The 11,935-nt window shown below is 55.4% G+C and carries 12 protein-coding genes and 2 pseudogenes; 10 read left to right on the top strand and 4 right to left on the bottom strand.

Annotated features, from left to right (window positions below):
- Positions 1-26 precede the first annotated feature (26 nt).
- The 4 genes from WS45_RS05445 to WS45_RS05455 form a co-directional block, all read right to left on the bottom strand.
- Entirely contained in the window at positions 27-740 is a 714-nt protein-coding gene (locus WS45_RS05445; RefSeq protein ID WP_059698632.1) for a hypothetical protein, read from the bottom strand.
- A gap of 54 nt (positions 741-794) precedes the next feature.
- On the bottom strand, positions 795-1,841 hold the full coding sequence (locus WS45_RS05450) for a thymidylate synthase (protein WP_059698634.1): 1,047 nt from the start codon (positions 1,839-1,841) through the stop codon (positions 795-797).
- Between the two features lie 72 nt (positions 1,842-1,913).
- Positions 1,914-2,216, bottom strand: coding sequence for a DUF4031 domain-containing protein (locus WS45_RS33115; protein ID WP_082721847.1), 303 nt, complete (start codon positions 2,214-2,216; stop codon positions 1,914-1,916).
- A gap of 219 nt (positions 2,217-2,435) precedes the next feature.
- A complete protein-coding gene (locus WS45_RS05455) occupies positions 2,436-2,720 on the bottom strand; it encodes an MbcA/ParS/Xre antitoxin family protein (protein ID WP_059698636.1) in 285 nt (94 codons plus the stop codon).
- Positions 2,721-3,273: 553 nt separating this feature from the next.
- Between WS45_RS05455 and WS45_RS05460 the strand changes: the two genes are divergently transcribed.
- The 10 genes and pseudogenes from WS45_RS05460 to WS45_RS05495 all read left to right on the top strand — a co-directional run bounded on the left by WS45_RS05460 (position 3,274) and on the right by WS45_RS05495 (position 11,909).
- Positions 3,274-3,678 (top strand): helix-turn-helix domain-containing protein, encoded by a 405-nt coding sequence (locus WS45_RS05460; protein WP_257140305.1) that lies wholly within the window; start codon positions 3,274-3,276, stop codon positions 3,676-3,678.
- Positions 3,679-4,029: 351 nt separating this feature from the next.
- Positions 4,030-4,542, top strand: coding sequence for a TnsA endonuclease N-terminal domain-containing protein (locus WS45_RS05465; RefSeq protein ID WP_059698641.1), 513 nt, complete (start codon positions 4,030-4,032; stop codon positions 4,540-4,542).
- Positions 4,539-6,530, top strand: a complete 1,992-nt coding sequence (locus tag WS45_RS05470; protein ID WP_059698643.1) for a Mu transposase C-terminal domain-containing protein — start codon at positions 4,539-4,541, stop codon at positions 6,528-6,530. Before WS45_RS05465 ends, WS45_RS05470 begins: the two co-directional genes overlap by 4 nt.
- Positions 6,520-7,548 carry a TniB family NTP-binding protein gene (locus WS45_RS33120; RefSeq protein WP_179950355.1) on the top strand — a complete coding sequence of 343 codons (1,029 nt, stop codon included), beginning with the start codon at positions 6,520-6,522 and terminating at the stop codon, positions 7,546-7,548. Before WS45_RS05470 ends, WS45_RS33120 begins: the two co-directional genes overlap by 11 nt.
- Before the next feature lie 4 nt (positions 7,549-7,552).
- Positions 7,553-9,070, top strand: a complete 1,518-nt coding sequence (locus WS45_RS33125) for a TniQ family protein (RefSeq protein ID WP_082721850.1) — start codon at positions 7,553-7,555, stop codon at positions 9,068-9,070.
- 346 nt (positions 9,071-9,416) lie between these two features.
- Entirely contained in the window at positions 9,417-9,779 is a 363-nt protein-coding gene (locus WS45_RS05480; RefSeq protein WP_257140303.1) for a cyclic-phosphate processing receiver domain-containing protein, read from the top strand.
- A gap of 58 nt (positions 9,780-9,837) precedes the next feature.
- Positions 9,838-10,128 (top strand): CopG family ribbon-helix-helix protein, encoded by a 291-nt coding sequence (locus WS45_RS05485; protein ID WP_006405203.1) that lies wholly within the window; start codon positions 9,838-9,840, stop codon positions 10,126-10,128.
- A gap of 202 nt (positions 10,129-10,330) precedes the next feature.
- Positions 10,331-10,432 (top strand): annotated as a pseudogene (locus WS45_RS36515) (hypothetical protein); the annotation flags it as partial.
- Between the two features lie 174 nt (positions 10,433-10,606).
- Positions 10,607-10,909: pseudogene (locus tag WS45_RS36025) on the top strand (catalase-related domain-containing protein); the annotation flags it as partial.
- Positions 10,910-11,075: 166 nt separating this feature from the next.
- A complete protein-coding gene (locus WS45_RS05495; protein WP_006405199.1) occupies positions 11,076-11,909 on the top strand; it encodes an oxidoreductase in 834 nt (277 codons plus the stop codon).
- Positions 11,910-11,935 lie beyond the last annotated feature (26 nt).

The following is an 11,935-nucleotide window of genomic DNA, read 5'->3' on the forward strand; positions in this document are numbered from 1 at the left end:
ACTCGATCTGATGTTCATCGCCTTTATCAACTTTGCCCTGATCGTCGAAGCCCTTCGTTAGTGTGAACACGCCCTAGTCGTCCAAACCGCTCGACTGCGTTCATGGTTTTGTAGAGGTGGGCGAAAAGCATCCTGGGATCGTTGCCAACCACCGCCTTCATCGATTCAATCATGGTGACGTGGGACCGCTCGGGACCAACCCAGCCGGCATAGCTTCGCAGGACGTTGTCAAGCTGACTGATGCTTTCATACTGGCGGTGGTTCCCGAATTTGAAGCGAGCCTTCTCTTTCTCTATTGCTGGCAGGCGATCATGTAACCATAGAGTGAAGCCGTCTTTTTCGCTATTGTAATGTTCCCACGTCCAGACGAACTGATCTTTGAATGCCCCGTACACCATTCGCAGTAGACCGTACCCTGTCTTCAGATTGCGGCCGCAGGTGACGAATAGGAAGACTATCCAGAATGCCTCGTCGATATTTCCGTGTTCCATATGCCATACGGCGGCCCGGATAGGCTCGAACATATCGTCCTTCGGGTCGGTTCTGCGCTCAGAAATTTTGTCCTTCTTGTCGCGAATCCGTTTCACGAAGTCCACTCGATGGACGCTTTCCACCATTTGCTCAACAAGCGTGGTTAACGCCGCCGGACTTGCGACGCCGGGCAACGGTTGTCCGTCCACCCGGTAGTCACGTAGCTGTTTTTCAAGGCGCGCTGCAAGTTCTCGGTCGTATTTTGCCATTGTCGTTTGACAGATGCGGAAGGTGTTCGGTGTATCTGGCGCTGTCCAGCTTCACTATTCGGAACATGCGTCGGGCGTCGGCGAATCGAATTCACTAAGCGGAAAGAGAGGCTGTTCCACTGGTAACGGGGCTGCCTTTCGGCGTTCCCGTTTCTCGATATACATGTCGTACACGTCAGAATGCATTTGACTCTTTACTCGTTCGATGCGCTCGCGATGAGCCTTAGTTGGCTTAATCGAATATCGGTAGACTTGGAGCAGTCGTGCGAGGTCGGCCCAGTACGGGTGCATTTGTGCAATTCGTGGGCGTCTGCCCTGCCGAATGTTTTCCTCGGCCTTCAACAACATCTCGATGGACGTCTGCTGATCGCCGTGTGGCATCGCAGGCATTGGGACACGTGCTTGTACGCCTTCCTCGAGGTACTCAGCAGCCTTCTCCGCGTCTTCCGCATACAAGTGAAAACTGCCGACGGTATGCCGATACGTTCCAACCTCTACACCCAGCTTGCGCGCCATGATTTCTTGCAGCATGGTGAAAGCGAAGACATCGTGGGGAAGGCCTTTGTACGCGTCGTTGGACCGCATCATGGTGAGCATTTGCAGCTGCCCCCTGCGGACACTGAACTGCAACGTGCAGGTACAAGGAATGTCCTTGAGCGACGTCTCAAGATCCGTTGCGAGGTCCTCGGCCCGAAAGAGCTGGATGACAGCTCGCCTCGAATTGGGCCATGCTTGAAGCAACTTAATGACGTTGTCGACTTGATCGATGCCGTTCAGGCTGAAAAGTCGCGGTCCGTACGCCCCGTAGATTGTTTTTTTATCGTCCGAGGATTTCACATAATCTCGGATGTAATACTCGATGAAGTCTAGTTTGTTGGTACCAGACAAATACCAAAGAAATTCACCGACACAACTGTAGAACGTACTTTTTAGCTCAGTGCGGCTGAGTCTAGCTCGGGGGTTGGTAATTTGAAGTAGGACGCCGAATATCTCTGTCGCCGCGCCTTTGCGAGGGCTAATTTCATTCGCTCCTCTCCGTCTCAGGAGACGTTTGTAGACCTTGATTAGTAGGTCATCCAGAGTTTCGGCGCTCAGATACATGATCAGATTCTTATGGGTCGCACTCTGATGCGGCCAGCAATAGCGTCATGCCCGTTTATAGCTGTCGCGAAGTCAGTCAAATAATTTGAGCTGGCTATCGTGGAATGCAATTTGTGCCTGAAGCTCGCGTTTCAACTGGCGTCCCCGAATTACCAAAGTCCGCCTGTCAGCAGCTTGGGCACCGCGACTTAGCGCTATGTCTCGAACTTCGACGGTGACATCGTAGTGTGGCAACGACGCCTGGGCCTGAAACCAACCGCGTCTCAGCCCGAGCAATGTCGCAAACCTGTGAAGCTCATCCAGCGAATCAGCTACCAGATGGCACCACTGGCGACCTCGCCATGCAATGCGAGCATTGTCTACGTAGACTGCCAACGTCGCCCCTAGAGAAGTTATTACTTTTGTTCAGTCATCGCGATGATACTTCATAAGTCGCTGAATGGTAGCGAAAATTGGTACCCGTGGCCTATGATCGCGTCAGGTGGGCTCGTTGAGTTTCACGTACTACATCGGCGCTCTATCTCAGTTCCGGCATCGCTGGGCGCCGTCAGACGCCGGCTCGGACGGCCATGCACCGCCGTATGCCAAATAGATCTACCAGTAGGTACTCATTTGCAAGCTCGCGAGCATCCTCGAAATTAGATCAATGCCATCGGATGTATGAAGGTAATCTGCGGGCCGTCTCCCACCAAGAGCCGGAATCGATGAGTGCAGCCAGTCAACCACCCACGCGCGCGAGTCAAAGTCCTTAGGATTCCCAGATTCGTCAACGATCTTCTGAACCTGTGCAGTGAGCATGTCGATCACGGCGAATGGGATGTTGGAATTCGGACTCGCTGCCGGTGATTCACCATCGGCGGTTTCATTGATGCTGGACATGTGTGCCTCGCGCTTGAGTTTCTGCGGGTCGACGAAGATAGCAACGGTCGAAGTCCACCGCTTGTAGCTTCATCATCACGCTAGGAATTATGTTGCTAAATTGGCCGGAATCCTAGGCTTTGGGGAGCCAAGAAGTGAGACCGCTTGGTCGGAATCGTTTGCAAGCGGCGAGAAGCCCATCCTTCTGAATGATTGGGTTTGCGCGTTGTTCCCCGCGGGGCGTCGGACCATGGCTAGCTGCCAGGCTTGGATCGAAACGATCTCGAATCACCGCAAAAGGCGATGCTGCGGAGCTCAGTGTTGAGCCTATCTTCGGTGCGTGCTAGAGGAATAACTCTAACTAGTGCAGGGAAATACCGGATCCCTTTATGGGTGGCCTGTTCAGCAACGATTAACGTTGTCGAAATTATCCTATTGCCTAGCGCGTATCGTACAAAAAAGAGCTTTCAAATCAATGGTGTGGGTTTGACTTTGCGAGCAGGGTCGCCATAACATCTGCCGGTGCTATGAACGTCTTCCTCGAGTTAACCCGTTGAGTCCAATTTCCGAACGATTGCGCGCACTCCGGCTCCGCTACGGTGTCCGTCAGATGGATCTCGCGGCAGCGATAGGCTTTGAGCAAAGCTATATCTCGGCGATCGAGCTCGGAATCAAAGGACCTCCCTCCATCGAATTTGTCGAGCGAGTGTCCGCATATCTGCGGCTGTCGGTCGACGAAGACTCCAGCCTGCGCGAGGCACTGCAGCTCTCCACGCGACACTTCTCTATTCCTCAAACCGCGTCGGCAGACGTCTTTTGCCTGTGTAGCGAGCTGTGGCGCGAGCTGGACAGGCTGACGGACACTCAGATACGGGTGATTCGAGACGTGATTGCGATGCGGCGGGAAATTGAACCAGGTGCGGACCGGCAGGTCGTCGGTCGCGTAGTCAGAAGAGACAAGGAGAGCGCGAAAATGTAAAAAGCGAGACAAACCAGAAGGCTTGCTCGCTTTTGTGAGGAGGACTGAACGACCTCCGTGGTGACACTCGCAGTGTTGTCCAGTCCTCGCGTCCCGTCAAGCCTTCCGCCCTTCCGGTTGCACTAGATTGCCGCACGATATTCATGCGGCTGGGCGTTCGTACGCCCGTAAACGGTGCTATTTCTACCTGCTCTCTGAGCAGGTTGGCCTCCTATTGCCTGTGAAATGGAAAAGACGAAAACTGCACGAAAGGTGTTAACCCGCTCTGGACGGCGAGTTCGATACCTGTACCCGTCCCGAAAGAACCGAGCGCGTGTGCAATGTGAATCGCGCCTCGAGTTTGATGCAGCTATGCACTTCGAATTCTCGAAGAACATCAAGCGGTACCGCGAGCAGCCGATGCGTGTGACTTATCGTGATCGCGACGGGAAAGTTCGCATCTACTTCCCTGACTTCGAACTGACGATGACAGATGGCACGATCGTTCACGTTGAGATCAAGCCATCAGCGAAGCTTAGTAACCCGGTGCTGCGCGCGCGGATGGAGGACATCGCGGAGCATTACGCTCGTCTCGACCTGGCGTTCCGGATCATGACCGAACAAGATTTCCGGACCGAGACGAGAGTATCGGCCCTTGAACATCTGAGCTATCACAATCGGCAGACGCCATCTGGGTTCCAGCTTTCGGATCTGATGGGGCGCCTCGCGGCCTGTAGATCACTCGATTTTGCGGCTGCCTGTGCAATCGCTGGAGGCCCACAGACGGTGATGCGATTGCTTGCGGCAGGCTATCTTGGATTCGACGAGAGCCAACGATTAGTCGATTCGTCGCCCCTTGAGGTGAGAGTTGAGGGGCAAGCATGATTCGATTTACATTCAAGAAGGGACTGGTATTCCGCGAAGGGTTGCGTCGATGGACACTCATCGGTCGAACAGCTTTCGGAAAACTGAAGCTCGAGTCAGACGAAGGCGAGCCCCGTACACTGAGCGACGACGAACTCTATCGTGCCGTCTTGCTCAATACGATGTCCATTGACGAGAGATGCCTGAATATCGATTCGAGCATTCTCTCCACGGTCGTTCCGCGGGACCTCTCTACATTCCCGAAGCACCATCAAGATACCGCGCGTTATCGTCACGAATACATGATGCGGCTTGTTCGCGATTTCACGAATACGAATGCGTGGATACAAGAGCAGGTAGCAAAGATTGCCGAGGAGATCGGTGATCCGAATCCACCGTCCGTTACAACGACCAAACGGTGGTGGGGGCGATACAGGCATACGAAATGCGTCACAACGCTGGTGGACAGGCGAACGAGGAGCGGCCGGCGTCCCGGTAGCGTCATACAGGCGCTCTTTGAAGAAGTAGTAAACGAAATCTACCTCGATCCTCTGAAGCTCACCGGGCAGGACGTCTATTTTGGTCTCTGGGAAAAGATCAAGCGCTATAACGAAAACCGACCCGACAAAAAACCTCTCGTATGTCCAGTTCCGTCGACCATATATCGCTGGCTCCGCGGCTTGGAGCAGGATGTCGTCGACGAAGCGCGTTTGGGCAAGAACGCCGCGCGCAGGAAAGCGCTGTGGGTGCAAGGGACTGCGAAAGCCGATTTTCCGCTTCATCGAGTTGAGATAGACCATACGCCACTGGATGTGATGGTCATCGACGCGCTAACGAACCTCCCTCTTGGCCGTCCTTGGCTTACTGTAGCCATCGACAGATTCAGTCGCGTAATACTCGGCTTCTACTTGAGCTTTCGAGCTCCATCCGCACATTCAGTTCTCCAATGTATCAAGCGCGCAATCTTGCCAAAGACGAGCTGGGACAAGACCGTCGGGTTGCACTGTGAGCATCCTGGTTATGGGATCCCGTATTTGATCGCGGTCGACAACGGCATGGACCTGCATGCAGACGCAGTACAAATGATTTGCAGCGAAATGGGGATCTCGATGCTGTATTGCCCGGCAGGTCATCCGGAGTTCAAAGGGGGCGTGGAGCGCGTCATTGGGACGATCCAGCGCTCCCTGATGCATAAGCTGCCCGGGACGGTTTTTGCCAGTGTCGAGGAGCGCGGTGACTACGAGTCTGCGAAGAAGGCAGCAATAGATATAGAGACGCTCACCCGGCTCCTCGTGAAATGGATTGTGGACGAATATCATCAAACGCCACATACCGCACTGGGGATGACCCCGGTGCAAAAGTGGCAACAAGGACTTCCGAACGTAAAGATTGAGCTGCCGGCATACCCACAGCAACTCGACATTCTGACAGGAATTCCCGAGAGCAGAAGAGTCTGGCGATATGGTATCGAGGTCGACGGGCTGCTTTACAGCAACGAGAGGCTCAGAACGCTTTTCAGTCGAGCAAGAAATTATCGGAAGCATGTACAACTCAAGCGCTATGAAGACGATGTAAGTTATATCCACGTATGGGACGACCAGGACGAGTGCTATTTCAAGGTGCCGGTCATTGATCGACTTGCTAACTATGCCGATGGGTTAAACCTTCATCAGCACCTCCTGATGCGTCAGCGGGTAAGACAGGCGCATGGAGATAAGTGGAGCAGTGAGCATCTGCTGCGCGTCAAAGCCGAGATCCAGTCCTTGATTCGTGAAGCGTTGACGGCGAAGAAGATCCGAGATCGCAAGCGCGCGGCGACAGTCAGCATCATCGACAGTGAGATGGTGTTCGCTGCTAATCCTGCAAGGAATTTGCCCGTTCGCGAATCAGGTGGAAAAAGCGCAACGGCAGCGGGGCGGCATGAATTTGAATGCTCCGACATTGACGAGCTGCCGGAGCTCGAAAGCACACCTAATCCTAAATATCAAGGAGTGGCTCATGAACACTAACATCCGCGCGGCCGGCAAGGATCCACTGACCTACCTTTCGACCATCGGACGCACCTCAGGGACCGAAGTGACTCGCTTACCTGACTCGGAATTTTCGGTGCGAGCGAGCTTGATTCACTATGACCGTTTTTGCGTCGCTGTTCGAAAGATTGCAACGACACACCGTCGCTGGCGGGCCATACATGGGCCACGCGGCCTATTTCTATGTGGACATACAGGGACTGGAAAGTCGAGCATTCTGAAGTTCTATGCCAGCAAGTTTGAAAGATTTGAAACCGTTGAGGGGCCGGTCATCCCGGTCCTCTATATAGTCACTCCTTCTCGACCGACGATCAGGAATCTCGCGCAAGCGATTCTGGCTGCGTTGGGAGACAAGATCCCTAAGCGCACCGCTCAGGAGAAAACCGATCATGTCGCAGAGTTGCTTCTAACGTGTCGTGTTGAACTACTGATCATTGACGAATTTCAGCACTTTGTGGATTCTGGGCATCTGGCGGAGGCGAAGTTGGCCGCTGACTGGCTGAAGAATCTCATGGAAGAGACCAACGTCGCCGTGGTTGTCTCGGGCTTGCCGCCGAGCATTGGAATCCTGCAGAGCAATCCTCAATTGACGAGGCGGTTCTCAGCGCACCACGAGCTTCGTCGGTTCGACTGGAAAGTCGCCGAGGACAGAAGGGAGTTTGCTGGCGTCCTGAAGCATATGCAGGGCCAACTTCCTCTTCCGTGCCCTTCTCTTCATTCATCCGAGATCATCACTCGCATGTATGCGGCTTCGGCTGGCGTGATCGACTACGTGGCCAAAATCATCGACGGTGCAGTGTCGCTTGCGTTTGAGCATAACAAGCGGCAACTCGGTCTGGCGTTGTTCGAGCAGGCATTTGCAGAGGAGGTGTGGTCGACCGTGCCGCCCAAGCTGAACCCGTTTAACCCTAGCACGGAACCACGTTATCTCGTCGGAGCGGGCGAACCGTTTTGGTACCTCAGACAAGACTTAAAAAATATCGCGTTGGAAGGGTGAAAGCATGACGAACAAGGTAGATCGGGCGCAAGCGACAAGTGCGCGTAGCGAGCCCCAGCGGCTATTTATGCATCCCGTCATCCATGTCGGAGAAGCGAGCGTCGGATTCCTAATGCGTGCCGCTAATGCGAACGGGATCAAACTGTCTGGCTTGAAGCGACTTGGAATCGCATTTGACCCAGCGATCCTCGCGAAGGCATTGTCTTGGGATCGTGTCGCACCACCGGAAGGCTCGATGCGATACGTTGCTGAGTTGGCCGCGTTGCGCCAAGCAGTCCCTTCAGCATGGCTTTCCAGCAGTGCTAGATGCTGTCCGGCGTGTTTGCGGGAACAGTCGTATTGGTCTTCCGAATGGGAACTTCGCCAGTACGTCGCTTGCTCCATCCACAAATGCTGGTTGATCGATCGGTGCGGTGTGTGCGAGAAGAAGATTTTGCGGAGCAGGAAAGCGCTTCTGCGGTGCGATTGTGGGACAGCTTTCGCCGACGGACAGATAAGACCGTCACCGTCCAAGTTTGTTGAAATCTCGGAATTGATTGCCAGCAAGTTGCCCGGCAAGCGCATTCGACCTACGTCGTTTGACGCGCTTTCGTTTGCAGATTTGGTCGAAATGTTGTTCTGGTTCGTGACCTGGCCTACGGACTTGGTTGCTGGCGCACAGAGGCGTTATATTTTTTTGGAGGACTTGGAAACAGCGATTCCGATTATCGAGCCGTGCGCCGATTTATTTTCTTCGTGGCCCTCCGGCTATCTAGCGAGATTGCGGGCAATGCATCTCGAAAACGGGGATGAGACTGGATCGATCAACACCACATTCGCGGAAATATATCGGCGCGTCGCGTTATGTCGAAATGCTAAATGCGCCGAAGTACTTATCCCATGGTTTCAACAATATCTGATTGATAACTGGCCGTGGCCAGTGTTGGAGCGGGGAAACGAGATAACAAACGCGATTGTTTCCCGACTTCCGTGGATGTGGGCGTCAACAGCCGCGAGGCATCTCGGTGTCAAAGAGGTTCGGGTAAGGAAATTTGCCCGAGATGGGGTCGTCGAGTCCAAGGTTCGACCCATCACAAAGGGGCGAATGCTTATGGCGGTAAGGCGTGACGAACTGCCCAAGATGCGACGAATGTTGCAGGATCGGGCAACCACCCATTCGCTAAATTCCCTGGGTATATCGTGGCGTCGACGGCCGGTGTTGGTGCCGCTCTTATTTCCGGCCGCCGGATATCCGGCAAGCGGATGGGTCTTAGATCAATCGGAGGTACGGAATGTGCTAAGAATTGCGGATGGTCTTCCCGTGGTAGATAGCGTAGGCGATTCGCAAGTGGTGTTAGGACGAGTACTGCGATCGTGCGCTTGGCGTAACGTGTTGGTCGAACGCCTGTTCCGATTGATCTTCGATGGAGCAGTCAAGCCAGAAGCGGTGTTGAGTGGAAAACCAGGATTTACCGGCTGGCTGTTCGATAGACATTCGCTTGATCGAATAAAGAACGGTGAGCCGATAGCCAACGTGTCCTGATGAGCAAACGTATGCGACGGTCGCGACAGGCCGCCAGCGATGCGCAGGATACGACCGTCACTTACACCGGGGTGCCGTGAGCAATCGCGTCCAACGCGCCATAGACATCGGCAGGATCGTTGTGGTTTTTTTTAGCCAGGTAACCGGACTTTCGCCGTCGAGGCGGAACGACGACCCGCCCAGCTAGCGGTCGGCTTTAGCCGCGCTACCGAACACTTCGCGAGCATAGGCGCGCACTGCGCGCCGTGCATCGTTCTCACGTCGAGCTTCGATTGCACGCAGTTGGCGGGTGGACGTCACCCTTGCACGCGCTCCACATAGGAGGGTACGTTGGCGGAAGAGACGAATGCTGCAGCGCAGGCTTCCGGCGCGGCTCCTGCTGCCAAGGGGCGAAGCAGCGGCAAACGTGTCCGATACCAAGAAACGAATCGACGGGGGCGAATTGAAGCTATTCCTGGACGATCTGCGGGCCGCGCCGGGCCCCGGGTGGACGGTCGTGCGAAGTTCGGCCGAAGCCATTGATCACGACCTGGGTGGCGATGACACCGCGATGGTCGTGGTGAGGTGGCTGATCGAGCGGGATCTTGACCAAGGCGGTCAGTTCATTCCACCGGAATTCCGATTCCAGGTGCACAGCGCCAACCCGGTAGGCCGGGAAAACATCGCCGGCCTGCTGGGCGGCTATCTCCGGCAGCGGTCGGAGAGGTAACTGGATAAGGACCTGTCCGCCATTTTGTGGGCGCGACATAGTAAAAAGGGATATCGCTATGAGCGAAACCACGTTTACGTTTCGGGTCGATGATGCCCTGAAAACTGCGTTTTCGACTGCGGCCAAGGCTCATGACCAAACAGGTGCGCAGCTCTTGCGGGACTTCATGCGGGACTACGTAAAGCAGCAACACGAAGCGGCGGAATACGACGCATGGCTGCGCGCCAAGGTCGAGCGTTCGCGAGTCTCGGCCGACATTGGCAATTTGGTGCCGGCTGCCGAAGTCGACACCGAGTTCGCAGTGCGTCGGGCTGCAACACGTCGCCGGCTAGACGCGGCGAAGAACTAGATCTGTTCTGGACCGCCTGCTGGGTCTTTGGAAGCTTTGACCTGCCCCGAGCCTGCGGGCTGGTAGGGATTTCGCGCTCGCTGTTCCACTATGAATCACGCCGCCGAATTGACGATGAGGCGCTGACTGGCCGGATGATGGCCATCGCCGCGCAGAAGCGCCGCTACGGCTATCGCCATAAGTCACAGGGAGCGGTTCTGTTCCGGACTACAGCCAAATTCAGTTGGCCGAGAAACACGCGAGTCAGGTCAGCGGCGTGATGAACGTCGCTAACCGCCTTACCGTGAGCTCGCCGGGGCACTAGACCAATATAGCGTTGTCTGCAGGGGGGCTCGGTGATCGGGCGCTTGCTGCATGAGTTTTCACATCTTTTCACTTCGATGCTCCGCGTAAGCAACCTACCATTGGTGTGAGGAGCAATTCACGCGCTGTCCTACAACCGGATCGACATGTATGTCACGTCGTGTAGCGATTCGCAGGTAACGTCAACTATCAACCAAATCGCTTCGGCGACTTCATGCAGGATAGCAACGCGTTGGAGCCGGCATTGCAGGCGGGCGTGCTGGATCATTACAACCACCGCGAGGATGACGACTACTACAGCCAGTCGGCTGCGCTATTTCGACTGTTCGACCCTGAGCAGAAAGAGCGGTTGTTCAGCAATATCGCCCGGCATATCGATGGCGTGCCGAAGGACATCGTCGAACGCGCGCTGGAACACTTTGTGAAGATCGATCTGGCGTATGGGGCCGGCGTGAGAGCGGCAGTCGCCAAACGCGCGAGGTCGCCAGCAGCTTGCAGTTCGCCAAGAATCGCGCGTGACATCGTATTGATAGCAGTGCGAAGTGTGGTGCGCGATACTGTAGCCAACCATCGATCCTCGAAGCGCGCGGGCGGCAAATATCGATTTACTTCCGGTCGAATATGACGGCCCAAGGAGCATAAGCATGAAAACCTGGTTCATCACGGGATCTTCCCGTGGTTTTGGTGCGCGGATCGCGCAATTGGCACTCGAGAGAGGCGACAATGTTGTCGCGACCGCACGAAACGCAAAAGCGGTTACGGAAAAGCTCGGGGCACCTCCGAATCTGCTCGCCTTACCGCTTGACGTCACTGACGAGAACCAAGCTACCGAAGCAGCGGCACAGGCCGTCAAGCGTTTCGGACGGATCGACGTGCTGCTGAACAATGCCGGTTTCGGCCTGCTGGGCGCCGTCGAGGAAGCGACTGCGGACGAAATCGAACGGCTCTACCGCACCAATGTCTTTGGCCTGCTCAGCGTGACGCGGGCAGTCCTGCCGTACATGCGGGCACAGCGAGCTGGGCGAATCCTGAACATTTCGTCGATCGGTGGCTATCGTGGTGCGGCTGGTTTTGGCGTCTACTCGTCGACGAAGTTCGCAGTGGAAGGGCTGTCCGAGGCTCTATATCAAGAACTGGCACCGCTCGGTGTTCATGTCACCGTTGTCGAGCCGGGCTATTTTCGGACGGACTTTCTCGACGCGTCTTCACTCTCGGTCAGCTCGACGCGGATCGACGACTATCTGCAGTCGGCGGGCGTCACGCGCGAGCGTGCGGCCGATCTCAACCACGGCCAGCCGGGTGATCCGGACAAACTCGCGGAGGTCTTGGTGGCGTTCGCCGATGCGGCGAATCCCCCTGTTCGTTTGCCGCTCGGTAGCGACACGGTGGCGGCAATCGAAGCCAAGCATGCTGCGGACGCCGCCATTATCGCTGAATGGCGAAACGTCTCGGTTTCGACAGATTTCGTGACCCGCTAGACAGCGGGCGTTTTTGCATCGGTCGT

It is taken from the genome of Burkholderia sp. RF2-non_BP3 (genome assembly GCF_001522185.1).
GTDB lineage: Bacteria > Pseudomonadota > Gammaproteobacteria > Burkholderiales > Burkholderiaceae > Burkholderia > Burkholderia diffusa.